Consider the following 25686-nt stretch of genomic DNA (forward strand, 5'->3'; position numbering starts at 1 on the left):
TCACCTTGCCTTTACGCATAACTGAGGGGGCTAACTTGAGTAGAAAAAATGTCGTGATTACCGGTGCCAATAAAAGCATCGGCTTCGAAACCGCCCGCCAGCTGGGCTTGCTCGGCTATCGGGTATGGCTGGGAAGCCGTGACAAAAATCGGGGATTAACAGCGGTGTCTGAACTGGCGGCCCAGGGCATTGATGCACGGCTTTTGCTGGTGGATGTAACTGATAACAAGAGCGTAGAAGCTGCGGCTGAGCAGCTCCTTAAAGAGGAGGGGAAACTGGATGTTCTGATCAACAATGCCGGGATTTCCGGCGCCCAGCCTGTCGCGCCGAGTACGCAGAGTCTTACCGATATTCAACGCGTTTATGAAACCAATGTGTTCGGTGCCATACGCATGACCCAGGCCTTCCTGCCGCTACTTAAAGCCGCCTCTGGCGCTAAAATCGTGATGGTCAGCAGCGGATTAGGATCGCTGAGCTGGGTTTCCGATGCCGCTCATCCCTATTCTCAGGTTGAGGCGATGGGTTACACCAGCTCGAAAACGGCCCTGAATGCGGTGACCGTTGCCTTTGCCAGAGAGCTTGCGGCGTCTGGCATCAGCGTTAACGCAGTGGACCCCGGCTACACAGCCACAGATTTCAATGGGCATACCGGCTACCGAACCGTTGCTCAGGCCGCCGCAGGGATCGTCTGGCTGGCAGAGCTTAACGCTGCGGATATGACGGGGGGATTTTACTTCGACAAGAACCGGGCGCCCTGGTAAAACCTGCTATGGCGGCAAGCGGCTATTTTGGCAATCCTTCGCCAAAATGTTCTGCTCAGAGCGGACGATGCGCCGTCTCTTTTGCTTTCCAGAGCGCAATAAGGGTTATGCCCAGCGCCAGGCTGACATAGAGTGAAACCCAGAGCGTGCTGCCCATCTCTTTATAGAGCGTAGTGATAATCAACGGCGCAAATCCACCGCCAATGATCCCCGCCAGCGTATAGGCCAGCGACGAACCGGCATAACGCACATGGCTGGGGAACTGCTCGGTGACAAACGCCGCCTGTGGACCATACATCATCGCATGGATCAGCAAGCCGCCAATCACGCCCAGCACAATCAGCACCGGCTGCGTGCTGTCGAGCAGCACAAAGAAGAGGAAGGACCAGACGATCGCCAGCAGCGCGCCGGTAATATAGACCGGACGCCGGCCCCATTTATCGGAGAGCGCGCCAAACATCGGTACGGTAATCGCATTACCGATGGCGCCAAGCATGGTCGCTATCAGCGCCAGCGGCCGCGGCAGATGGAGTACCGTCGTGACGTAGGTCAGCGTGAACACCACCACCAGCGCGTAGAGAACGTCAGACCCGATACGCGAGCCGCCAGCTATCAGCAGCTGTTTGGGATAGCGCACGAACACCTCTTTCAGCGGGGTGTGGGTGGTTTTTTCCGCCGCCTGCATGGCGACAAACGTCGGCGTCTCCTCAACGCCACGACGCAGCCAGAGGCCAAACAGCACCAGCAGCAGGCTCAGCAGGAAGGGAATACGCCAGCCCCACGCCTGAAACTGTTCACCGCTCATTAAGACCGTTACCAGCGTAATAAAGCCGGTACCGATCAGCGTCCCGCAGGAGGGACCGACCTGAGCAAACGAGGCGTTCCGCCCGCGCTTATTAGCATCACCGTGCTCCATGGAGAGCAGCACGGCGCCCGCCCATTCGCCGCCAAGCGCAATGCCCTGCACAAATCGCAGCGCCACCAGCAGGATCGGACTCCAGACGCCCCAGACGGCATAACCGGGCAGCAATCCCATTAATGCCGTGGTCACGCCCATGATCACCAGCGTAATAATCAGCACGGCCTTGCGGCCAGCGACATCACCGAGGTGACCAAAAACAAACCCTCCCAGCGGACGCGAGATATAGCCCACCGCATAGGTGGAGAAGGCCAGGATCGTACCCACTATCGGATCAAAGCTGGGGAAAAAGACATGGTTAAACACCAGCGCGGCCATGATGTTATAGACGGTGAAGTCATACCATTCGAGCGCAGTGCCGATCGAGCTGGCCGCAGCAAGGCGACCGGTTTTCGATTTGGTACGCTTAGCGTGCACCGCCTGATGCAGGGTAGAGTCGGTATCAGTCATGAGCCATCTCCTGTTTGGTTAACTGCCAGTTGAAGACGTAGTGCTGAATATCACCCGGCAGGCTTGCCGTGGCGGCAAAGGCCAGCTGCTGGCAGCTTTGCGCGCTGCTGCAGCTAATCAGCAGTACGGGCAACATCGGGCGGTTCTCTCTGTTTTCACGCGGCAGCGGTGAGCTGAGCTGGGTATCTGGCGTAAGCAGACGGGACGAAATATACCCCGGCGTCTGGCTCACGCTCTGCTGCCACGCGGTTAACCGCGCAGGATCGGCCTCTCCCTTCAGCGTCACCACCGCCAGGTGTTGACCGGTACCTTTACCGTGCGTATGGCTGATTGCGCAGACGCGGCGCATTGGATTAACCATCTTTTGCAGATTTGTTACCGACCAGTCGGTCTGGCGCGTAAAGGCCGCATGATAATCTGCGCTGGTAAAGGCTTCCAGAGAGGTCGTTTCATAAAGGCCAAGATATTTCCGCTCCGCATCAACAGCCTGATAGCGCGTGCCGCTCAGAAAGCCTGAAATAGCGACGCGCTCCTCAACGTGTTCATGGTCATACCACTGGTTAAAATCCGCTTCGTCTTCAGCGCCAATATTGGTGGCAACAAACAGCATGCCGTGGGAATGGGTCATGTTCAGGCTCTCCAGTTAAGGGCAGTTTCCACAGCAAGCGACCAGCTGATTAGGCGGGCATCATCGCCATAGACGGAAGCAAGGCTCAGGCCAACCGGCGCGTTGCCGGGTTGATGGCAGGGTAGAGAGAGGGCGCAGCCATCCAGCATGTTGATAACGCTGGGGTTACGCAGCATCAGGGCGTTGATCTCCATATAACGTTGCGGATCGTCCAGCGAGGCAATAGTAGGGGCGATGCGCGGCACGGTAGGCATCAGCAGCGCGTCGAATCCGACTAGCGCAAGGTTGATGCGCTGCCGCCAGGCTTCACGCTGCTGATAAAGTTCAGCGGCATCCTGCTCTGTCAGCAGACTGCCGCGCTGTACCCGCACCAGCACCTGCGGGTCATAAGCCTCCGGCTGCGCCAGGGCGGTGTGTTGATGCCACTGCCAGGCTTCATAAGCGGTGATGCCGCCGCGGGCGTTCATGGTATTCAGCTCATCCAGTTCCCGTAGCGGCAGCTCTGTCAGCGTGGCGCCTGCCTTGCGCAGCGTAGCAACAGCCTTTTGCCAGGCCAGGGTAACCTCTTCATCGAGATCGTCCAGCACGCGGGTCTGCGGAATGGCAAACTGCGCCTGGCTCAGATCAAAAGTCTGAAGCTCCAGCGGCGTAGCGGCGATCGCGCTGTCCAGCAGCCAGCAGCTGCGGACGTCATGCGCTATTACCCCAATGCTGTCGAGTGACGCAGAGAGCGGCAGAGTGCCGCGCTGATCGATACGGCTGGCCGTGGGTTTAAACCCGGTGAGGCCGCACAGCGCGGCGGGAATGCGCACTGAACCGCCGGTATCGGTACCGATGGCGCCCAGAGACATGCCGCTGGCAACCGCCACCGCCGCGCCAGAGGAGGAGCCGCCGGGAATGCGTTTCTCCTGCGGCTGCCAGGGGTTGGCTGGCGTGCCGTAGTGCGGGTTGATCCCCAGTCCCGAGAAGGCGAATTCGGTCATATTGGTTTTGCCGACAATGGCGGCGCCCGCCTGCGTTAACCTGGTCACCACGCTCGCATCAGCCGTGGCTGCCGGGGCGTTAACCAGCAGGCGCGATCCTGCGGTGGTCGCTTCGCCTTTCACGTCGAACAAATCTTTAATGCTTACCGGCAGCCCATCTATCGGACTCAGCGCTGCCTGGTTTTGCCAGCGCAGACCTGCCTGGCGCACCTCGTTTTTCGCCCTCTCCTCATAGCGTCGGATAAAGACCCGTGAGCCTTCGCCCCCGGGATCGCCTGCCGCTTGTAACGCGCTTTCGGTAAAAGTCTCGGGTGCGGATGCGCCCGCCTGAAGTTGCTGGCTCGCCTGCCACAGAGTGCTCATCATCCGGCTCCTCAGGCAACGACCGGCAACGCGCCGGTACGGTAGTGGTGTTCCAGCGTGCGGCCCAGCACCGGGTCATGCAGCGCCATACGAAACTCACTGGCGGGACGGATGCCGCCAATGGCGCTCAGGGTGCCGCAGGACATGGCAAAGCCCTCGCCGGTTTTGCTCTCTTCGGGATAGCGCGCCAGCAGATCCTGCGGCGTCAGCAGTGAGGCGAGCGTGCCCTGCTGATAAATAACCCACTCGCCCTGCTCTTTGATCCAGGAGGTCAGTTCAAGCGCATCCCAGTGTTCAGCCACCTCGCTCATGCGCCAGGCGCTGTCGGCAACCGGCTTGATACAGGCCTGTTTGGAGAGTGCCACGCTGAAGGTTTCCAGATGGCGATCGGTATGATCGGAGATAAGAGAGACCCAGTACTCTCCCTGAGTGAAAAACAGGAAAGGTTCGGCCTCACCGGAGGTGTCATTGCCGACCACTTCCAGCTGAGTTTGCTGGCTGAGCTGGTTGGTTGCGACCCGGTAGAACAGCGGCACTGCACCCGGAGCGGGCACGCCAAGCGCCTCCAGCTCCCTGATATGGTGCAACACCGCATCCCGATCGCGCCCTACCCAGCCTGCAATAACAAAATGATTAACCTCAATATCCAGCGTGGCGGCGGTTTCCACGCCTGTTGTGAACTGAAGGTGCATATGGCGATCTCCGTTTGAAAAAACACTGTGAAATTTCACTGTCATTTCAAACTAGCGATTTTCATGCCAGATTTTTGTGTAATATGTCGCATAAGCAAAAAAAGGAACGTGGTGATGAGTGATTCGGTTGCTGGAAATGAGAGCCCGGGAGGCCGGGAAAAGACGCTGTCGCTCAACGATCAAGCCTATCTGGCGTTCAGGCACAGACTGATTACGCTGCGCTACAAGCCCGGCGAATACCTGAATACCGCGCAGGTGATGGACGATCTGGAGAGAGGCCGCACGCCGGTCAATCAGGCGATCCACCGGCTGGCCACCGAGGGCCTTCTGCAGATTATTCCGCGTAAAGGCGTGATGGTGGCCCCGTTGTCGATTGACGATGCGCTGGAGTTAATCGAGGTGCGGCTGGTCAACGAGACGTTGTGCGTGCAGCTCGCCAGCCAGAAGGTGATGGCGTCACAGATCGCTCAGCTGCGCGACCTGAATCAACGGATCGCTGCGGCCAGCAAGGCGCACGACAGAGAGCAGATGATGTTGCTGGATCGCGAGTTTCACCAGATGCTGGCGGAGATTGCCGGTAACCGTCGGCTTGCCGATATCCTGAGCGTGATCCACGCTCAGGCGCAGCGCTTCTGGGCTACCACCCTCTCCAGCGTCACGCATATGGAAGAGGTTATTGCGGAGCACAACGCGATTATCCTGGCGCTGGAAGAAGGGGATACGCAGCGCGCAGCGGAAGCTGCCCGTGCCCATATTCAGTCGTTCAAGCGGGCGCTACTCGCTACCTGAGTAAAAAAGCCTGTAGCGAAGTGACGAGCCAGATAAAACAAAGGGCCGGTGCATCCGCACCGGCCCCTGGGTTTCTCAGAAAAGAGATTAACCGCGCCAGTTCTTGTAACGGTTGATTAAGCCGTTGGTCGAGCTGTCATGGCTGCTGACCTCTTCGCTGCCGGACAACTCAGGCAGGATGCGGTTTGCCAGCTGTTTACCCAACTCGACGCCCCACTGATCGAAGGTGAAGATGTTGAGGATCGCGCCCTGAGTAAAGATTTTGTGCTCATACAGCGCAATCAACGCCCCCAGGCTGAACGGCGTGATGTCGCGCAGCAGGATGGAGTTGGTTGGGCGGTTACCTTCAAACACCTTGAACGGCACAATGTGCTCAACAGATTTGGCGTCTTTGCCCGCATCGGTAAACTCTTTCTCTACCGCATCGCGTGATTTACCAAACGCCAGCGCTTCGGTCTGGGCAAAGAAGTTCGACAGCAGCTTGGCATGGTGATCGCCCAGCTTGTTGTGCGTCACCGCAGGGGCGATGAAGTCACAAGGGATCAGCTTGGTGCCCTGGTGGATCAGCTGATAAAACGCATGCTGTCCGTTAGTGCCCGGTTCGCCCCAGATGATCGGACCCGTTTCGTAAGAAACCGGCGCGCCGTTACGGTCAACATACTTACCGTTCGACTCCATGTTGCCCTGCTGGAAGTAGGCAGCAAAGCGGTGCATATACTGATCGTAAGGCAGAATCGCTTCGGTTTCAGCGCCGAAGAAATTGTTATACCAGATACCAATCAGTGCCAGGATCACCGGCAGGTTCTGCTCGGCTGGCGTGGTGGAGAAGTGCTTGTCCATCGCATGCGCGCCGCTCAGCAGCTTCTCAAAGTTGTCGAAGCCAACGGAGAGAATGATGGAGAGGCCAATAGCTGACCACAGCGAGTAGCGTCCGCCAACCCAGTCCCAGAATTCAAACATGTTGTTGGTATCAATACCAAACTCGCCAACGGCTTTACCGTTGGTAGAGAGGGCAGCAAAGTGTTTCGCCACATGCTGCTCATCACCCGCCGTTTTCAGGAACCAGTCACGCGCGCTGTGGGCGTTGGTCATGGTTTCCTGCGTGGTGAAGGTTTTTGACGCCACCAGGAACAGCGTGGTTTCTGGATTGAGATCCTTCACGGTTTCCGCGATATGGGTGCCGTCAACGTTGGAAACGAAGTGCATATTCAGGTGATTTTTATACGGGCGCAGCGCCTCAGTCACCATGAACGGGCCAAGGTCTGAGCCGCCAATGCCGATATTCACCACGTCGGTAATAGGTTTACCGGTATAGCCTTTCCAGTCGCCGCTGATAATGCGCTCAGAGAAAGATTTCATCTTCTCCAGCACCGCGTTAACCTCTGGCATCACATCTTTGCCATCCACGACGATCGGGGTGTTGCTGCGGTTGCGCAGGGCAACGTGCAGCACAGCGCGATCTTCGGTACGGTTAATTTTTTCGCCAGAGAACATCGACTTGATAGCGCCCTGCAGATCGGTCTCTTTCGCCAGATCCTGCAGCTTCGCGAGGGTCTCGCTGGTGATGCGGTTTTTAGAGAAGTCTACCAGCATCAGGTCGTCGAAGGTGGCAGAGAAGTTCGCGAAGCGATTGCTGTCTTTAGCAAACAGATCAGCGATTTGAACCTCTTTCATCTCTTCGAAATGCTGCTGCAGCGCTTGCCATGCAGCGGTTTGTGTCGGATTGATATTTTTCATAACAACACACTCTTTTTATTTAAGAACCGTAAATCAGGCCGGACGCCATGTTACCCGAGGTCTCCGCCTGGATTCCCTCTTCCTGTAACAGGCCTCAACTATCGTTGGCAGGTTTCCCCACTTTTTTGTCCGGGGCTATTTATAATTCAGGCGGCGGTCAGCTTGTCCGCTCAGCGTTTCAGTATGACTAACTTGCTGTCGAAAGGAAAAATTTTATGGAGTTCTCTGCCCCACTGTTGTTGGTTATCATTGGATTAAGTTCGCTGGTAGCCCAGTGGCTGGCCTGGTTGCTGCGTCTGCCCGCCATTTTGCCGCTGCTGGTTTTCGGCATAGTCCTGGGTCCGGTAGGCCACGTTTTGCAACCGGATGCCCTGTTTGGCAGCCTGCTGTTTCCCTTTGTCTCCCTCTCTGTGGCCATCATTCTGTTTGAAGGCGCGCTGACGCTTCGCTTCGACGAAATCCGCGGGCTTGGCAACGTGGTGCGTAACCTGGTGACCGTAGGGATGATGATCACTTTCCTGGTGATCAGCGTCGCCTGCTGGGCACTGCTCGACTTTCCGCCGGAACTGGCAGCGCTGGTCGGCTCCGTTACCGTGGTCACCGGCCCAACGGTTATCGCTCCGCTGATGCGCGTGGTGCGGCCCAATAAGGCGATCAACCAGGTGCTGCGCTGGGAAGGCATCGTTATCGATCCTGTTGGCGCTATCTTCACCCTTCTGGTGTTTGAGTTCATTGTGCTGCGTCAGAAAGCTGAATCGTTAACGCACCTGTTCTGGACTTTAGGTGAAACGGCGGCGGTTGGATTAGTCGCGGGTGCGTTTTTTGGCTGGCTGCTGGGCATTGCCCTGAAGCGCGTCTGGCTGCCGGGTTATCTGCAAAACTTTGCGGTGCTGGCCGTGATGCTGACCGCGTTTGGCCTCTCCAACGCGCTGGCGGATGAGTCGGGGCTGCTGACGGTGACGGTGATGGGTATCTGGCTGGCCAATATGCGCGAAGTCGATCTCAGCGAAATTATCGCCTTTAAGGAGGAGCTTTCAGCACTGCTGATTTCCGGCCTGTTTATTATCCTGGCGGCGAGGCTGGATCTGGCTGCGCTGCTGGCGATGGGCTGGCCTCTGGTGGGGCTGCTGCTGATTGTGCAGTTTGTCGCCCGTCCTTTATGCATTGCGCTCTCCACCTGGGGCTCGTCACTGCCGCTGCGCGACAGGCTGATGCTGAGCTGGATCTCCCCTCGCGGTATTGTTGCCGCAGCGGTCAGCTCGCTGTTTGCCCTGACGCTGGAAAAAACCGGTTTTGCCGGCGCGGATAAGCTGGTAACGGTGGTATTTGCGGTGATTATCGGCACCGTGGTACTGCAAAGCCTTACCAGCTCGGTGCTGGCGCGAATGCTGAAGGTGCAGCAGCGTGAGCCGCGTGGCGTGCTGATTATCGGCGCAAACAGCGTGGCGCGTACGCTGGCGGCTTCGCTGCAAAAGCTGGATATTCCGGTACTGGTGACGGACAGCAGCTGGGAATATTACCGGCTGGCGCGCATGGAAGGGATCCCCGCCTATTATGGCAATGCCTGGTCAGAACACGCAGAGAACTTCCTCGATCTGAGCGAAACGGCTCAGGTGCTTGCACTGTCGCCCAATCGCCATCAGAATGCGCTCGCGGTCTACCACTTCAGCCATATGTTTGGTGAAAAAAACGTGGCGGCTATCCGTTCCGGTGCCGCGCTGCGCGTGAAGCGCGACAGCGAAAGCCCGCGTTTTCGTCGTCATGAGGTGCTGTTCGGTCAGCAGCAGACCTATGCCCAGCTCAGCAGCCTGCTGGCGAAAGGGGCCACCATTAAGGCTACCCGACTTAACGAAAACTTTGGCTGGCTGGAGTATCTGGAAAAAAACCAGGGGGTGATCCCGTTGTTTGTGCAAAACGAAGCGGGCGCATTGAGCGCGGTACGGGGCGAAGAGACGCCTGCCCTGCCCTGCACGCTGATTGCGCTGGTGCAAAATGAAAATTCCTCAGACGGCAGAGATTGACAGCGGCAGCAGAAAACGCTATTTGTAGCCCGCTAGTTGCGCATCTGATGCGCAAGCCAGAAGAGGCGCGTCGCCCAGGCAGTGTGTTGGAGGAGCCGAATCCACAGAAAACACATCAGGGGGAGCGACGCCGAGGTACAATCCACGCGGCGTGGGGCGTATCGACCGCAGGGGCTGAATCCTCTGGGTTGTCACCAGGATCGTGCGACAAAAACGGTCCGCACCTGATTACGGGTCCTGCAGCCTAAGCCGCTGCCGCACCCGTAACGGGTAGACAAGGTGGGGCGCTTCTGGGTGACTCGTAGTAATCCCCTTTTCTACGTCTACCCCGTTTTCGCTCTTCCCTTGTGCCAGGAATTTAATCAGACACGAGGTATGTCAACACATGTCCCAATCTTTGATCGTGGCCAAATTTGGCGGCACCAGCGTTGCCGATTTTACAGCCATGAACCGCAGCGCCGATGTGGTACTGGCCAATCCCCATACCCGTCTGGTGGTTCTTTCTGCCTCTGCGGGCGTGACTAACCTGCTGGTGTCGCTGTCTGAAGGTCAGGAGCAGGAGCAACGGGCTTATCAGCTCGATGAGATCCGCCGCATCCAGTACGCCATTGTTGATGAACTGGCCCAGCCTGAGGTGATCCGCGAGGAAGTGGATCGCGTGCTGGAAAACATCACCATGCTTTCCGAGGCCGCCGCGCTGGCGACCTCTACCGCCCTGACCGACGAACTGGTCAGCCACGGCGAGCTGCTCTCCTCCCTGCTTTTCGTGGAAATTCTGCGTCAGCGTCAGGTGCAGGCTGAGTGGTTTGACGTGCGTAAAGTGATGCGCACCAACGACCGCTTTGGCCGCGCCGAGCCCGATGTGGCTCTGCTGGCGGAGCTGGCTCAGGCTCAGCTCGCCCCGCGCCTGGCGCAGGCGCTGGTGGTGACGCAAGGCTTTATCGGTAGCGAGGCCAAAGGGCGTACCACCACTCTAGGCCGTGGCGGCAGCGATTACACTGCTGCCCTGCTGGGCGAGGCGCTGCACGCCAGCCGCATCGATATCTGGACGGACGTGCCCGGCATCTACACCACCGATCCACGCGTGGTGCCCGCGGCGAAACGCATCGATGAGATCACGTTCGAAGAAGCCGCCGAAATGGCCACCTTTGGTGCAAAAGTCCTGCATCCTGCCACGCTGCTGCCCGCCGTTCGCAGTGATATTCCGGTCTTCGTCGGCTCCAGCAAAGATCCCGCTGCTGGCGGCACCCGCGTCTGTAATCAGACGCAAAACCCGCCGCTGTTCCGCGCGCTGGCTCTGCGCCGCAAGCAGACGCTGCTGACGCTGCACAGCCTGACCATGCTGCATACGCACGGTTTTCTGGCGGAGTTGTTCAACATTCTGGCGCGCCATAGTATCTCGGTCGATTTGATCACCACCTCTGAAGTGAGCGTGGCGCTGACGCTGGATACCACCGGCTCCACGTCAAACGGCGCCAGCCTGCTGACGCAGGCGCTGCTCACCGAGCTTTCTTCACTCTGCCGCGTAGAAGTGGAAGAGAATCTGGCGCTGATCGCGATTATCGGCAATAAGCTCTCCCAGGCTTGTGGCGTGGGCAAAGAGGTGTTCGGCGTGCTGGATCCGTTCAATCTGCGCCTGATTTGCTACGGCGCCAGTAGCTATAACCTCTGCTTCCTGGTGCCGGGCAATGACGCCGAGCAGGTAGTACAGACGCTGCACCGCAATCTGTTCGAATAATCCTCTGCAAACACTGCCGTAAAAAGAACCGGGCCTGGCCCGGTTTTTTTATTTTCTGCTCCCGGCCAGAGCCGCATTTTTAAAATATTCCGCTTTAAGATAGGAATTTTCTGCAATATTGACGCTATCTGCAGCGAAAACCTGTGTTCAGATCAATATAAATTGCAAAAAAAAGTGCATGGCTTGAATTATTCCGTTCCGTAACGATAATCCCGATCCTTATCAATAAGAAGAGTAGGGGTTTTCATGCGCAAGTTTATGGCCGAGTTTTTCGGCACTTTTGTTCTGGTTTTCGGGGGATGTGGCAGTGCAGTGCTGGCGGCAGGGTTCCCGGCGCTGGGGATTGGGTTTGCCGGCGTTGCGCTGGCTTTTGGCTTAACCGTGCTGACAATGGCTTATGCCGTGGGGCACATCTCCGGCGGCCATTTTAACCCGGCGGTCACGCTGGGGCTCTGGGCTGGCGGGCGCTTTCCTGCCTCGCAGATAGTGACCTATATTGTGGCCCAACTGCTCGGCGGCATCGCCGCTGCCGCCGTGCTGTATGTTATCGCCAGTGGGCAGAGCAGCTTTGATGCGGCGGCCAGCGGTTTCGCCGCCAATGGCTTCGGTGAGCATTCACCCGGCGGCTTCTCACTGCTCTCCGGCATGGTGAGTGAAGGGGTACTTACCGCTCTCTTCCTGATCGTTATTCACGGGGCGACGGATAAGCGTGCTCCCGCTGGCTTTGCGCCGATCGCCATCGGTCTGGCGCTGACCCTGATCCATCTGATCAGCATTCCGGTTACCAATACTTCCGTTAACCCGGCCAGAAGTACCGCCGTGGCTATTTTCCAGGGCGGCTGGGCTATGGGGCAGCTGTGGATGTTCTGGCTGATGCCGGTTATTGGCGGCATCGTTGGTGGTCTCCTCTACCGTTACCTGCTGGCGCATAAAGAGTAACCCGTAACAGTCGTGGGCCAGCGCCTCTGGCCCACGCTTCCCCGCTTCCCCCGCCGTTATTTAATGCTATGATTCGGCGTTCACTTTTTCCTCGTTCCGGGAAACGTGATCTGTCTGATGGCAAAACCTGCAAAAAATAAACACAACCTCGAAAAAAGGAAGTCTGGCTATGTTCGCCACCGTTACCCGGCTGTTCCCGTTATGGGCAGTTCTGCTCTCTGTTGCCGCCTACTACTCACCCACCACTTTTCTTGGCATCGGCCCCTGGGTCACTTACCTGCTGATGCTGATTATGTTCGGGATGGGCGTCACGCTTAATATCAACGATTTCAAACGCGTGCTGACGCGTCCGGCGCCGGTCATTGCCGGTACCTTCCTGCATTATCTGGTGATGCCTCTGGCTGCATGGGGGCTGGCTAAGCTGTTTCATATGCCGCCCGATTTGTCGGCGGGTATGATCCTGGTGGGCAGCGTTGCCAGCGGAACTGCCTCTAACGTCATGATCTATCTGGCTAAGGGTGACGTTGCGCTCTCCGTGACTATCTCCTCGGTCTCTGCCCTGGTGGGCGTGTTTGCCACGCCGCTGCTGACCAAACTCTATGTGGATACCCATATTCAGGTGGATGTGGTGGGTATGCTGCTGAGCATTGTGAAGATCGTGGTGGTGCCTATCAGCATTGGTTTGGTTATTCATCACACCATGAACAGCCTGGTCAGGCGCGTGGAGCCTTATCTGCCTGCGTTCTCTATGGTCTGTATTCTGCTGATCATCAGCGCGGTGGTGGCAGGTAGTCAGAGCTTTATCGGCTCGGTGGGTCTGATGGTGATTGTGGCGGTGATGCTGCATAACGCGATCGGGCTGTTGGGCGGTTACTGGGGCGGCAAACTGTTTGGCTTTGATGAGTCAACCTGCCGCACGCTGGCGCTGGAAGTGGGCATGCAGAACTCCGGTCTGGCGGCCACGCTTGGCAAGCTCTACTTCTCGCCGCTGGCGGCGTTGCCGGGCGCGCTCTTCTCTGTCTGGCACAACCTCTCTGGTTCGCTGCTGGCGGGCTACTGGTCAGGGAAACCGATCAAGAAAAAGTAACGTCAGAACGCGCAGGCGGGCACGCCTGCGCCACTTTCCCGGCGGGAGGTCTCTGACTGGAACGCCCATCCTGCCTGCGGTCAGTCGGTTTATTGCACAGGCAACTTGTTATCCTGCACGCCTCCCGCCCGTTTACTCCTCATCCCGCGTATCGTCAGGCTGTTCAAGCACGCTGTAGGCTACCGCGCAGAACAGTGAATTCAGACGCTTCATATCGCCCAGCAGCCCCAGATGCAGCGAGCTGGTTTCAATACTCTGCACGTTTTGCTGATGCAGGCGATCCACGTGCTTATGAGAGTAACGGCGGTTAGTGATGCGAAAGCGGTGTTTAGCCCGGCGCAGACGCTTGGCGCTGGTGATATCTCTGGATAAAAACACCGACAGGCCAAGACGCAGGTTTCCGGCCAGCTGCTCAATTAACGCGTCCAGCTCGCCCAGACCTTCTACAGAAAATGCCCGCCGCGCCGTCAGCGATTTATCGGCCACGTCGCCGCTCATCCTTTCCAGGATATCGCCAGCCATTTCCAGGTTGAGCGCCATTTCGATAATCTCCGCCCAGCGTCGGGAATCCTCTTCAGGCAGATCCTCTTTCGGCATCTGCGCCAGATAGAGCTTGATGGCGGTGTAGAGCACGTCAACGTCATCATCCAGCTTGCGGATCTCCCGCTCCTCCCGCAGCTCGCCATGCACCACTTTACTGAAGGTAGCGAGCATCTGCTCCAGTACATCGCCCATGCGCAGCGTCTCTCTGGAGGCGTTAGCCAGCGCCAATGCCGGCGTGTCCAGCGCGCTTTTGTCCAGATGCCGGGGTTTCAGACGCAGCTCGGTCTCTTTTTCATCCCCGATGAGCCGCATACAGAGCCGGGCCATGGGATCGGCGAACGGCACCATAATCAGACAGCGGATCAGGTTGTAGAAGACATGGAAAAAGATCACCAGCTCTTCATCGTTGACCGGCAACCTTTGCAGCTGATCGGCCAGCGGATCAACAAGCGGCAGCACCATCAAAGAGCCGATAAATTTAAAGAGTAAGCTGCCCAGCGCCACCCGTTTGCCCGCAGCATTCGACGCGCTGTTATTCAGCATCGCCAGCAGTCCGCTGCCCAGATTGGCACCAATCACCAGGCATAACGCCACCTTAAACGAGATAACGCCGGTCGCCGTGAGCGTGGCGGTGATCAGTACCGCCGCCAGGCTTGAGTAGCTGATAATGGCAAAAACGGCACCGAGCAGCGCATCCAGCATCACATCGCCGGTGAGCGAGGAGAAGATCACCTTTACGCCCGACGCCTGGGTGATAGGCGTAGCCGCGGCCACAATCAGCTGCAGGGCCAGCAGGATCAGCCCCAGGCCGATACTGGCGCGGCCAAGCTGACCGGCCCGCGTTTGCTTCCGGCCAAGGAAAAACACCACGCCAAACAGGATAAAGAGCGGAGAGAGCCAGGAGAGATCGAACGTCAGGATCCGCGCCATGATCGCCGTGCCAACGTCTGCGCCAAGTATGATCACCAGCGCGGGCGTGAGGCCAACCAGCTCCTGGGCCACAAATGAGGTGACGAGCAGCGTGGTGGCGTTGCTGCTCTGAACCAGCGCGGTGACGCCAATGCCGGCCACAAACGCCATTGGTTTCTTTTCCACGCTCTTGCTGAGCACGCGACGTAAATCAGCGCCGTAAACGCGCATAATGCCGGTACGTACAATGTGGGTGCCCCAGACTAGCAGCGCGACGGCAGAGAGCAAATTAAGCAGGGTTAACACCGATATCGACCTCCAACTTCTTAAACCTGATACGTCCAGAACGGGTGGCCCCATTCCGCTTACGCATTAAGTTTAGTCGGTTAGCTGAAAAAATCTTTTTAATCAGCGTGATATCCGTACCGTTATGCCACTTCCCGCAGCGTGAGTTTGTCCAGATGCAGGCCCACCCGGTAACCCGCCGGATGCAGATCTTCCACAGAACGGTTAAGCACATCCACCATCAGCTCCACGTCGCGCGCCTTAACCCGGTAACGGATGACGTTGCCCAGCAGGCTGTGGCTGAGAATTTCAGCCGGGATGCCCTGTTCCGGTCCGCAGAAAGCTACCGATTCAGGACGAAGCGCCACCTGACTCCTGAAGGTATCGCCAGTGAGCCGCGAAGCCTGCTCGGCGCTCAGCAGGTTGTAATTGCCGATAAACCCGGCGGCGAAGAGGTCAACCGGCTGGGTATAGAGGGATTCAGCATTGCCATTTTGTACAATTTTTCCTTTGTTCATCAGCACGATGCGATCGGAGAGCGTCAGCGCCTCTTCCTGGTCGTGGGTAACAAACAGTGTGGTGAGATTCAGCTCTTTTTGAATGCGGCGGATCTGGTCGCGCAGATGGCGGCGAATACGGGCATCCAGCGCCGAGAGCGGCTCATCCAGTAACAGCAGGCGCGGCTGCGTCACCAGCGAACGGGCCAGCGCCACGCGCTGACACTGGCCGCCAGAAAGCTGATGGGGATAGCGCTTCGCATAGTCGTTCAGCTCCACCAGCTCCAGCACCTCCCCCACCCGACGCTGAATATCTGCAGCGGGCAGCTTCTGCATTTTCAGCCCAAAGGCCACGTTGCGCTCTACGGTCATATTTGGGAAGAGCGCATAGCTCTGAAACACCATGCCTATGGAGCGTTTCTGCGGGGTCAGCGGCACAATGTCCTGGCCCTGCAGCAGAATTTGCCCGCTGTCGACCGAGGTGAGGCCCGCCAGGCAGCGCAGCAGGGTGGATTTTCCGCAGCCGCTCGGCCCCAGCAGTGTGACAAATTCCCCTTCGCTGGCGGTAAAGTTAATCTCCTGAAAAATAGTGGTTGGGCCGTAACTTTTGTTGAGTTGGGTGACGCTTAAATAGCTCATCTTTACTCTCGCTCGCGGTTCAGGGCATTTGCCAGCCAGGTCACCAGCAGGACAACGAAGAAATAGGAGATAACCAGTGCGCTGCTGAAGTGACCACTGGCATTGCGCACGTTATAGAGATAAACCTGCAGCGTTTCATAGCTGGTGCCCACCAGCATGTTAGCAAACACGAACTCACCGATGAGAAACGAGAACGAAAGCAGCACCGCAATCAGCGCGCCCTTGCGCAGGTTTGGCAGCACCACCAGCAGGGCCGCCTGCCAGGTGCTGGCCCCCAGCAGATGCGCGGCATCAATCAGCTCGCGCATGTTGATCGCCTGCATATTGTTGGCGATGGCGCGGTAGATAAATGGCAGCGCGATGGTGAAGTAGCAGCCAATCAGGATCCACGGCGTGCCGGTCAGCATCAACGGCGGCTCTGAATAGAGCTGCAGTAACCCTACGGAAGAGACCACTGGCGGCACGGCAAAGGGCATCAGGATCAGCACGTTCATCACCGCATCGAGTCTGGGAAAGTAGTATGCGATCACAAACATTGTTGGCAGCACCAGCATCAGCGAGAACAAGAGCGCGCCAAAGCAGATCAGCAGCGAGTGCCACAGCGCCACCAGGAAGCGCGGATCGCTCCAGAGCTGCAGAAACCATTTCAGGGTAAAGCCATCAGGTAAAATGGTGGCGCCCCAGCCGGTGGCCAGCGCATAGAGCAGCGTGGCGACCAGCGGCAGCGCAAGGATCAAAAAGACCAGCCAGACAATCACCCGATGATAGATAAATTCCGTTCGCGACATTGAGCCTCTCCGTTAGCGCGCATTCTGATAACTGCGGCGTACCAGCCACTGATGAACCACGGTAATCACCGACATCAGCACCACCAGCACCATCGCCAGCGCGCTGCCCATATGCGGATCCAGGGAGATATCGCCCGAGACCAGCGCGGCAATACGCACCGGGATAACGTTGAAGTTCCCGGTCGTCAGCGCATAAATCGTGGCGTAAGCGCCCAGCGCATTCGCCAGCAGGATCACAAAGGTGCCCAGCAGCGCCGGAGTAAGAATGGGCAGACCGATATGCAGCCAGAAGCGGAACCGGCTGGCGCCGAGCAGGGCCGCTGACTCTGCCCACTCCTTCTTCACCCCGTCGAATGCCGGATAGAGCAGCAGCAGCCCCAGCGGGATCTGAAACCAGGTGTAGACCACAATCAGACCCTGCGTGGAGTAGAGCTTGAACCCTTCCATCAGGCCATATTTGCGCATCAGCAGCGTCAGGCAGCCATTCAGCCCCAGCAGGATCACAAAGGCGAACGCCAGCGGGACGCCAGCGAAGTTGCTGGTCATGTTGGTGAAGGACATAAAGAAGCGGTGCAGCTTCCCGCTGCCGAGCTGGTGCAGCGAATAGCCGCCCACCAGCGCAATAATCAGGCCATAAAAGCTCGACCAGAAGGAGATATCCAGCGAGAAGCGGATCGCCTGCTGGTAAAAGGTAGAGGTGAAGATATCGCTGTAGTTGCTCCATCCCCACGCCTCATTCATCTCGCTGTAGAAGCTGTTGATGGCGATCCAGACCAGCGGCGCAATTTGAAAGGCGAGGTAGAAGAGCGCAAAAGGAAGCAGGCAAAGCAGCGCTATCCCCCTGCCTTTCATGATGCGTCCTCCTGCACACTCAACAGTTCAGGGCAGACAGGCTTGTCGTGATCCACGCCAAGGATGTCACATAGCGTCCCGCACAGCTCCGTTTGCAGAGGAGCCGCATCGACCTGCAATGAAAACGCGCTGCCGAAGACGAACAGCGGCACCTGCGTCTCCTCTGGCAGAGTTCCGCCATGGCTGCGGTCGTCGTTCATGCCATGATCGGCCGTCACCACCACCTGGTAGCCTTCCGCCAGCCAGTTGGGCATCCAGCGCGACAGATAGCCATCCGCCATCCGGGCGCGGTTGCGGTACTGCGGCGTGGAGAGACCGAACTTGTGCCCGGCATCATCAATGTTCATGGGATGGATCAGCAGGAAATCGGGATCAAAGCGCAGACGCAGGCTCTCCGCATCCTCAAACAGGTGCGAGTCGGGATAGCCGTCATCGTAATAAAAATGGCCATACTGGATCGGCAGCGAAATGTCCTCAGTATGGCGATCGCGGGCGGGCTGCCAGGGGGAACGATTATAGAGTTCGCTCACCCAGTGGTAGGCCGCCGCCGCCGTGGTCAGCCCGGCATCGCGCGCATAGTGAAAAATACTGCGCTCGGTGCTCAGACGAGTGACCTCATTATGGATAATGCCGCTTTTCACCGGCGTGATGCCGGTGAGAATGCATTCATACAGCGGACGGGAAAGCGAAGGAAGCTCGCAGGTCATCTGGTAGAGCTGCCCTTTCCCCTGCGCGCACTCGGCATGCAGATATCCCATCGCATGCTGAGCCACTTCAAAGCTCAGGCCATCCAGCACCACCAGAATCGTTTTCATCCCTTCCCCTTATTGCTTCATGTTGACGATGACATTTTCCTGCCACAGGCGAGGCAGCATTTTGGACGCTTTATCCCAGGCTGCCGCGTCAGCAATCGGGTGGGCGTTTTTATATTCAGAGTCAGGCAGCAGTTTTGCCTGCACATCTGCTGGCAGCGTTAAATGCCCGGCACGAATAGGGCGGGCATAGCCACGCGCCAGGTTAATCTGGCCGGCATCAGAGAAGATATATTCGCGGGTCAGTTTGGCGGCGTTCGGGTGTTTGGCATATTTGTTGATGATGGTGGTGTAGCCGGAGGTGATGGAGCCGTCAGAGGGGATCACCACCTCAAATTTGCTCTTATCAATCTGATCGCGGTAGTTCAGGCCGTTGAAGTCCCAGACCACAGCAACCTGAATTTCACCTTTTTCGATGTTAGCGATAACCGGATCGGTCACGCCCAGACGGCCCTCTTTCGCCAGGTCGCTGAAGAAAGCCAGCGCAGGCTTGAGGTCTTTTTCATTGCCGCCCATAGCATAGGCCGCTGCCAGCACGCCGTTAGCGGCCTGAGCAGCAACCCCAACGTCACCGATAGTGACCACATACTTACCTTTTTTCAGGTCAGCCCAGCTGTGAGGGATATCTTTGACCTGATCCTTATTCACGATAAAGGCGATGGTGCCGGTGTAGGCCAGCGCCCAGTTACCCTCTTTGTCTTTTGCCCAGGCAGGCACCTGCTCCCAGGTGCTGGGTTTGTAAGGCTGCGCCAGACCTTTCTGCACCGCAACCGGCCCGAAAGCGGCGCCGACGTCACCAATATCCGCCGTGGCGTTGCTCTTTTCAGCGGCAAACTTCGCCAGCTCCTGGGCGCTCGACATGTCGGTATCGCTGTGTTTAATGCCATATTTGCTGCTGATATCTTCCCAGGTTCCTTTCCAGTTGGCCCAGCTGTCCGGCATGCCGACGCTGTTGACCTGACCTTCGGTTTTAGCCGCTTTTTCAAGCGCGGCGAGATCGGTATCGGCTGCATAGGCGGCCGGGAGGGCAAGCATGATGGCACTGGCTAACACAGAGGCGAACAAAGGTTTCATAACTGCGGCTCCGGATGATAAGTTGAGTGGCCTTCTGGACTAGTCCAGCAAGATCCGAGCCAATCTAGCCTGGCGGTATGACAGTTTTATGTCAGCGCGGGCGGGGGCGTGGACCAGTCCTCTTTCTCTGATAGCAGGGGAAAGGATTTTATGCGCGAAGGTCGTGCCGTTTATGTGCAGCTTCGCACCATATTGAGGCTCAGATGTGATGAAAGCGTTAACCGTAGATGTTATTTGCCAGACGCTGGCCGGCCGGATCGCCAGCGGCGAGTATACACGCCATGGGCGCCTGCCTTCCGAGCGTGAACTGAGCGAGCATTTCTCGACGACCCGCATCACGCTTCGTGAGGCGTTGGGGCAGCTTGAAGCCCAGGGCATGATTTACCGCGAGCTACGCCGGGGCTGGTTTATTGCGCCGCCCCGGCTGGCTTATGACCCGCTGCTGCGCAGCCATTTCCATGCAATGGCGGAACAGCAGGGACGCAGAGCAGAGACCGAAGTGCTGGATGCGCGGCGGGTGATCCTCTCTGCTCCGCTGGCGCAGCAGCTTGCCATGCAGCAGGGCGAAGAGGTTTACTGCATCCGCAGGCTGCGCCGTATTGATGGTCGCGCGGTGCTGTATGTAGAGCATTACCTTAACCCGCGCTACTTCCCAGAGTTGCTGAATTTTGATTTAACCCGTTCGCTGACCACACTCTATCAGCAGGAGTATGGCATCCGCTACGGACGCGTCGGTTTTACCATGCTGCCCACTCCCTTACCGGCCCTTGCGGCTCCCGCGCTGAAAGTGGCCGCAGGCAGCCCGGCGCTGTTTATCACGCGCATTAACCGGGACCAGCAGGATCGGATTATCGACTGCGACTACGAATACTGGCGCTATGACGCGTTGTATATCGATGTGCAGGTCAGGGAAGAGGGAATGAGTGCGGCTCCGGGCGGGAACGCGGCGACGGGCTGAAGAAGGGCCAGCATAAGCGCATCTCTCCTTTTTTAAGGAGATGCAGGGGTATCCCCGAGACTGAACAAACCAGCAGAAGCAGGTTCATCCCGCTGCCGTAAAGCCGTAAAAAGATGCAGGGCAAGCCGGTCTGGCGGCTCGCCCTGTACGATCACTCTGCGTCGTAGCCGAGATTAGGTGCCAGCCAGCGCTCCACTTCGCTTACCGGCATGCCTTTACGGCGGGCGTAATCTTCAATCTGGTCGCGCTGGAGCTGCGCCACGGCAAAATATTTGCTTTCAGGGTGGCTGAAATACCAGCCGGAGACCGCGGCTCCCGGCCACATGGCAAAGGATTCGGTCAGCTTCATGCCGGTATGCGTCTCCACATCCAGCAGTTTCCAGATCGTCTCTTTTTCCGTGTGTTCTGGGCAGGCTGGATAGCCCGGCGCCGGCCGGATGCCCTGATAATTCTCCCGGATCAACTCTTCATTGCTGAGATTCTCCGTGGCGGCAAAGCCCCAAATCACCTTACGCACGCGCTCGTGCAGGTACTCGGCAAAGCCTTCCGCCAGACGGTCAGCCAGCGCCTTCACCATGATTTTGTTGTAATCATCATGCTGCGCGTCATAAGCCTCTGCCAGCGCATCCTCTTCAAGGCCGCCCGTGACGGCAAATGCGCCGAGGTAATCCGCTTTACCGCTCGATTTGGGTGCCACGAAATCCGCAAGGCAGTAATTCGCAAACCCCGCTTTCTCTGTCTGCTGACGTAAGTGATGACTTACTTGCAAAACATGGGAACGGGACTCATCGCGATAGATTTCGATATCGTCGCCGACCCGGTTAGCGGGGAAGATCCCGACCACGCCGCGCGGATTCAGCGATTTTTTCGCGCTGAGTTCATCCAGCATCGCGTTGGCATCGGCAAACAAGCGCTTCGCCTCTTCACCAACCACTTCATCTTCCAGGATGCGCGGATATTTTCCGGCCAGTGACCAGGTCATAAAGAAAGGGGTCCAGTCAATGTAGTGGCGTAAGGTTTCAATGTTAGCGCTTACTTCGCTCACACCCAGCCTGTGGGGTACTGGCGGCGTATAGTTTTCCCAGTCCAGTGCCAGCTCGTTATCCCGGGCAACCTGCAAACTCACCGGCGGCGTACGGGGCTTTTTACGCGCATGCTGGATTCGCACCGTGTCGTACTCTTTTCGCGTGCGGGCAACAAACCCCTCGTACTGCGTGGCTGACAGCAGCGCGGAGACCACGCCAACGGTGCGTGAGGCATTCTGCACATAGACCGTCGGCCCGCTGTAATTCTGCTCGATTTTCACCGCCGTATGGGCTTTTGAGGTGGTTGCGCCGCCAATCAGCAGCGGCAGCGTAAAGCCCTGCCGCTCCATCTCTTTCGCCACGTTCACCATTTCATCCAGCGACGGGGTGATCAGGCCGGACAAGCCGATAATGTCGGCATTCTGCTCTCTGGCGGTTTTAAGAATTTTATCGCTCGGCACCATCACGCCAAGATCGATGATTTCGTAGTTATTGCACTGCAACACCACGCCAACGATGTTTTTGCCGATGTCGTGCACGTCACCCTTCACCGTCGCCAGCACAATTTTACCGTTGGTGCTGCCCTTCTCTTTGCTGGCCTCGATGTAGGGCTCCAGGTATGCCACCGCCTGTTTCATTACGCGGGCAGATTTCACTACCTGCGGCAGGAACATTTTGCCTTCGCCAAACAGGTCGCCCACCACGTTCATGCCCGCCATCAGCGGACCTTCAATAACCTCAATCGGGCGGCTGGCATTCTGGCGCGCCGCTTCGGTATCTTCCTCAATAAATTCGGTGATCCCTTTTACCAGCGAATATTCGAGACGCTTTTCCACTTCCCAACTGCGCCATTCGGCCTGCGGTTTGGTGCTGCCCTCATCAGACTTTGTTCCGCGGTACTTTTCCGCCAGGTTCAGCAGCCGCTCGGTGCCGTCGTCGCGGCGGTTAAGCACCACATCTTCCACTGCTTCACGCAGGTCCGCATCCAGATCATCATAGATCGCCAGCTGTCCGGCGTTGACGATCCCCATATCCATGCCGTTGCGGATGGCGTAATAGAGGAATACGGCATGAATCGCTTCACGCACCGGGTCGTTCCCGCGGAACGAGAAGGAGACGTTCGACACGCCGCCCGAAATCATCGCGTGCGGCAGTTCACGCTTGATATCTTCGCAGGCGCCGATAAAGTCCATCGCGTAGTTGTTATGTTCATCAATCCCGGTAGCAACCGCGAAGATATTGGGATCAAAAATGATGTCTTCAGGCGGGAAACCGACTTCTTCGGTCAGGATCTGATAGGCGCGGCGACAAATCTCGATTTTGCGTTCGCGGGTATCAGCCTGGCCCACCTCATCGAACGCCATCACCACCATCGCGGCGCCGTAGCGGCGTACCAGCTTAGCGTGGTGAATAAAGGCCTCAACGCCCTCTTTCATCGAAATGGAGTTAACGATGCCTTTGCCCTGAATGCACTGCAGCCCTTTTTCAATCACCTCCCATTTTGAGGAGTCGATCATGATCGGTACGCGGGCGATATCGGGCTCACCGGCAATAAGATTCAGGAAGCGGACCATTGCCGCTTCCGCATCCAGCATCCCTTCATCCATGTTGATATCGATAATCTGCGCGCCGCTCTGCACCTGCTGAAGCGCAACTTCCAGGGCTTCGTTATATTTATCTTCTTTAATCAGCCGCTTAAATTTTGCCGAGCCGGTTACGTTGGTTCTCTCACCGACGTTAACAAACAGCGACTCCGCGCTGATGGTCAGCGGCTCAAGGCCGGAAAGACGGCAGGCGACCGGCAGCTCAGGCAGGGGACGCGGCGCGATGCCTTCCACCGCTCTGGCCATAGCCGCGATATGTTCTGGCGTGGTGCCGCAGCAGCCGCCCACGATGTTCAGGAAGCCCGATTGCGCCCATTCACCAATCTGCTCCGCCATAATGCTGGCATCTAAGTCATACTCGCCAAAGGCGTTAGGCAGCCCGGCGTTCGGGTGCGCCGTAACATAGCCCTCTGCAATGCGGGAAAGTTCCGCCACATATTGACGCAGCTCATCCGGCCCCAGCGCGCAGTTCAGGCCAAACGACAGCGGCTGAGCATGGCGCAGCGAGTTATAGAAGGCTTCGGTGGTCTGGCCGGAAAGGGTGCGGCCCGAGGCATCGGTGATGGTGCCGGAGATCATCAGCGGTAGCTCGATGCCCAGCGCTTCAAATTCGCTTTGTACGGCGAAAATGGCGGCTTTGGCATTAAGCGTGTCGAATACGGTCTCGATCATGATGATATCCGCCCCGCCTTCTACCAGCGCGCGGGTAGATTCACGGTAGGCTTCCACCAGCTGATTAAAGGTTACGTTACGGAAGGCGGGATCGTTGACGTCGGGAGAGATAGAGCAGGTGCGGTTGGTGGGACCCAGCACGCCTGCGACATAACGCGGCCTCTCTGGCGTGCGGGCCGTCCACTCGTCGGCGCAGGCGCGCGCCAGCTTAGCGGCGACGTAGTTAATTTCGGCCGACAGCGATTCCATATGGTAATCAGCCATCGCAATGGTGGTGGAGTTGAAGGTGTTGGTTTCGAGAATATCGGCACCCGCTTGCAGATAGGCGTTATGGATCTCGCTTATCACGTCCGGGCGGGTCAGCACCAGCAGGTCATTATTTCCCTTCAGGTCACTCTGCCAGTCGGCAAAGCGTTCGCCGCGAAAATCACTCTCTTCCAGGCGATAGCTCTGGATCATGGTTCCCATACCGCCATCCAGCAGCATGATACGTTTCGCCAGCTGCTGCTGCAGCGCTTCTCTTCTGTTGCTCACTCTAGCCCCTTCAACCTCAACCCAACGGCAAATATGCCAGCGGACCATACTGGCACAACTTTTGCGCAGGTAAAAGCAACTGACCATGAGACATTTTCAGCCAGCGCCTCAACACCTCTGACCAGTAAGGCGGCCGTTGCATTATCAGCCAATAAAACGAAAATGATTTCCACATGGTGAAAATTAAGGAGTCAGATATGGCGACCCCCGTCGTGGTGAAACGCGGTAAGAAACCTCGTGCCGCCGCCGCTCAGCCCGCTCAACCTGCCGGACAGGTCCAGTCGCTAACCCGTGGCCTGAAACTGCTGGAATTTATCGCCGACTCCCACGGCAGCGTAGCGCTGACCGAGCTGGCTCAGCAGGCTGGTTTACCCAATTCCACCACGCATCGCCTGCTGACCACCATGCAGCAGCAGGGGTTTGTACGTCAGGTGGGCGACCTGGGACTGTGGACGATTGGCGCCCATGCGTTTGTGGTCGGCAGCAGTTTTCTGCAAAGCCGGAATCTGCTGGCGCTGGTTCACCCGATGTTGCGCAGATTAATGGAAGATTCGGGTGAAACGGTGAATCTGGCTGTTTTGGATCTTAGCGATCGTCAGGCGGTAATTATCGATCAGGTTCAGTGTACGCAGCTGATGCGCATGTCCGCGCCGATTGGCGGCAAGCTGCCGATGCATGCCTCAGGAGCCGGAAAAGCGTTTCTGGCTAATCTGAATGATGCCCAGGTCAGTGAAGTGCTGCATCGTCAGGGACTGCACCACTACACGCCGCAAACCCTGACGTCGCCGCAAAGCCTGAAAGAGAATCTGGCACTGGTGCGGAAAATGGGCTTTTCCTTCGATGATGAAGAGCACGCGCTTGGGTTACGCTGCGTGGCAGCCTCTATTTACGATGAGCATCGCGAGCCGTTTGCCGCAATTTCTATTTCCGGCCCGGTTTCCAGGGTCACCGATGACCGCGTGACCGAGCTTGGCGCAATGGTGATCAAGGCCGCGAAGGAGATTACCCGCGAGTATGGTGGGTAAAGGGTAAGGTCAAAACCTGGATTGGTGGAAAGGCGCCACCCGTTTAATTTAGCGTTGTTGGTGGGCTTAGTGTTCATACAGATCAAAACCGGGGCGGTGAAAGGCGTCACCATAGAGCATGCGGTGTTGTCTTTGATTTCAGCGCCTGAACAGGTCAAAACCGGCTGCGGTGAAAAGGCGTCACCATAGGGCACGTTATCCGAGACGCCGTGAATCCATCCATGGAGGCTTGGATGCCGCATCCCTGCGGCATACACTCGGCTAACGTGCTCTATGGCGCCACCCAAAACATGCGTTGTTGTCTTTGATTTCAGCGCTCACACAGGTCAAAACCAGATTTGCTGCTGGATTTGGATTTTGAT

The 25686-nt window shown here is 57.5% G+C and carries 20 protein-coding genes and 1 riboswitch; of the genes, 8 read left to right on the forward strand and 12 right to left on the reverse strand.

Annotated features, from left to right (window positions below):
* Positions 1-35 precede the first annotated feature (35 nt).
* Positions 36-761: an SDR family oxidoreductase gene (locus Q3V30_RS19665; RefSeq protein WP_306208693.1), complete on the forward strand. Its 726-nt coding sequence runs from the start codon at positions 36-38 to the stop codon at positions 759-761.
* A 55-nt stretch (positions 762-816) separates the two neighbouring features.
* Here the strand turns inward: Q3V30_RS19665 and Q3V30_RS19670 are convergent, their stop codons facing one another.
* The 4 genes from Q3V30_RS19670 to Q3V30_RS19685 are packed head-to-tail and all read right to left on the reverse strand — an operon-like array spanning position 817 to position 4796.
* On the reverse strand, positions 817-2130 hold the full coding sequence (locus Q3V30_RS19670; RefSeq protein WP_306208695.1) for an MFS transporter: 1314 nt from the start codon (positions 2128-2130) through the stop codon (positions 817-819).
* A complete protein-coding gene (locus Q3V30_RS19675) occupies positions 2123-2758 on the reverse strand; it encodes a DUF4286 family protein (protein WP_306208697.1) in 636 nt (211 codons plus the stop codon). Before Q3V30_RS19675 ends, Q3V30_RS19670 begins: the two co-directional genes overlap by 8 nt.
* Before the next feature lie 2 nt (positions 2759-2760).
* Entirely contained in the window at positions 2761-4104 is a 1344-nt protein-coding gene (locus Q3V30_RS19680) for an amidase (protein WP_428979271.1), read from the reverse strand.
* Between the two features lie 11 nt (positions 4105-4115).
* Positions 4116-4796, reverse strand: a complete 681-nt coding sequence (locus tag Q3V30_RS19685) for a DUF2848 domain-containing protein (protein WP_306208701.1) — start codon at positions 4794-4796, stop codon at positions 4116-4118.
* 114 nt (positions 4797-4910) lie between these two features.
* On the opposite strand from Q3V30_RS19685, the gene Q3V30_RS19690 reads away from it, so the two are divergent.
* On the forward strand, positions 4911-5585 hold the full coding sequence (locus Q3V30_RS19690; RefSeq protein ID WP_306208703.1) for a GntR family transcriptional regulator: 675 nt from the start codon (positions 4911-4913) through the stop codon (positions 5583-5585).
* An 87-nt stretch (positions 5586-5672) separates the two neighbouring features.
* Here Q3V30_RS19690 and pgi read toward each other — a convergent pair whose 3' ends face one another.
* The gene (gene pgi / locus Q3V30_RS19695) at positions 5673-7322 is read right to left on the reverse strand and encodes a glucose-6-phosphate isomerase (RefSeq protein ID WP_306208704.1); all 1650 of its coding nucleotides are present in this window, start codon (positions 7320-7322) and stop codon (positions 5673-5675) included.
* Between the two features lie 215 nt (positions 7323-7537).
* On the opposite strand from pgi, the gene Q3V30_RS19700 reads away from it, so the two are divergent.
* The 4 genes from Q3V30_RS19700 (at position 7538) to panS (ending at position 13107) form a co-directional block, all read left to right on the forward strand.
* Complete coding sequence (locus Q3V30_RS19700; protein ID WP_306208706.1) at positions 7538-9343, forward strand: cation:proton antiporter; 1806 nt, start codon at positions 7538-7540, stop codon at positions 9341-9343.
* Positions 9344-9395: 52 nt separating this feature from the next.
* A riboswitch (Lysine riboswitch) is annotated at positions 9396-9641 on the forward strand.
* An 87-nt stretch (positions 9642-9728) separates the two neighbouring features.
* Entirely contained in the window at positions 9729-11081 is a 1353-nt protein-coding gene (gene lysC, locus Q3V30_RS19705; RefSeq protein WP_306208708.1) for a lysine-sensitive aspartokinase 3, read from the forward strand.
* Between the two features lie 246 nt (positions 11082-11327).
* Positions 11328-12020, forward strand: a complete 693-nt coding sequence (gene aqpZ, locus Q3V30_RS19710) for an aquaporin Z (protein WP_306208710.1) — start codon at positions 11328-11330, stop codon at positions 12018-12020.
* Between the two features lie 169 nt (positions 12021-12189).
* Positions 12190-13107, forward strand: a complete 918-nt coding sequence (gene panS, locus Q3V30_RS19715) for a ketopantoate/pantoate/pantothenate transporter PanS (RefSeq protein WP_306208711.1) — start codon at positions 12190-12192, stop codon at positions 13105-13107.
* Positions 13108-13239: 132 nt separating this feature from the next.
* Here panS and Q3V30_RS19720 read toward each other — a convergent pair whose 3' ends face one another.
* The 6 genes from Q3V30_RS19720 to Q3V30_RS19745 form a co-directional block, all read right to left on the reverse strand.
* A complete protein-coding gene (locus Q3V30_RS19720) occupies positions 13240-14865 on the reverse strand; it encodes a Na/Pi cotransporter family protein (RefSeq protein WP_306208713.1) in 1626 nt (541 codons plus the stop codon).
* 122 nt (positions 14866-14987) lie between these two features.
* The gene (locus Q3V30_RS19725) at positions 14988-15980 is read right to left on the reverse strand and encodes an ABC transporter ATP-binding protein (RefSeq protein WP_306208715.1); all 993 of its coding nucleotides are present in this window, start codon (positions 15978-15980) and stop codon (positions 14988-14990) included.
* A 2-nt stretch (positions 15981-15982) separates the two neighbouring features.
* A complete protein-coding gene (locus Q3V30_RS19730) occupies positions 15983-16768 on the reverse strand; it encodes an ABC transporter permease (RefSeq protein WP_306208716.1) in 786 nt (261 codons plus the stop codon).
* Positions 16769-16780: 12 nt separating this feature from the next.
* On the reverse strand, positions 16781-17620 hold the full coding sequence (locus tag Q3V30_RS19735) for an ABC transporter permease (RefSeq protein ID WP_306208718.1): 840 nt from the start codon (positions 17618-17620) through the stop codon (positions 16781-16783).
* The gene (locus Q3V30_RS19740; protein WP_306208721.1) at positions 17617-18435 is read right to left on the reverse strand and encodes an alkaline phosphatase family protein; all 819 of its coding nucleotides are present in this window, start codon (positions 18433-18435) and stop codon (positions 17617-17619) included. Before Q3V30_RS19740 ends, Q3V30_RS19735 begins: the two co-directional genes overlap by 4 nt.
* A gap of 9 nt (positions 18436-18444) precedes the next feature.
* Positions 18445-19506 (reverse strand): ABC transporter substrate-binding protein, encoded by a 1062-nt coding sequence (locus Q3V30_RS19745; protein WP_306208723.1) that lies wholly within the window; start codon positions 19504-19506, stop codon positions 18445-18447.
* A gap of 208 nt (positions 19507-19714) precedes the next feature.
* Here Q3V30_RS19745 and Q3V30_RS19750 point away from each other — a divergent pair, with 208 nt between their 5' ends.
* Positions 19715-20464: a UTRA domain-containing protein gene (locus Q3V30_RS19750; RefSeq protein ID WP_306208725.1), complete on the forward strand. Its 750-nt coding sequence runs from the start codon at positions 19715-19717 to the stop codon at positions 20462-20464.
* A 151-nt stretch (positions 20465-20615) separates the two neighbouring features.
* On the opposite strand, the gene metH is transcribed toward Q3V30_RS19750, so the two are convergent.
* Positions 20616-24299, reverse strand: coding sequence for a methionine synthase (metH, locus tag Q3V30_RS19755; RefSeq protein ID WP_306208727.1), 3684 nt, complete (start codon positions 24297-24299; stop codon positions 20616-20618).
* Between the two features lie 197 nt (positions 24300-24496).
* On the opposite strand from metH, the gene iclR reads away from it, so the two are divergent.
* Positions 24497-25324 carry a glyoxylate bypass operon transcriptional repressor IclR gene (iclR, locus tag Q3V30_RS19760; protein ID WP_306208729.1) on the forward strand — a complete coding sequence of 276 codons (828 nt, stop codon included), beginning with the start codon at positions 24497-24499 and terminating at the stop codon, positions 25322-25324.
* Positions 25325-25686: the final 362 nt, after the last annotated feature.

Source organism: Erwinia pyri (assembly GCF_030758455.1).
GTDB lineage: Bacteria > Pseudomonadota > Gammaproteobacteria > Enterobacterales > Enterobacteriaceae > Erwinia > Erwinia pyri.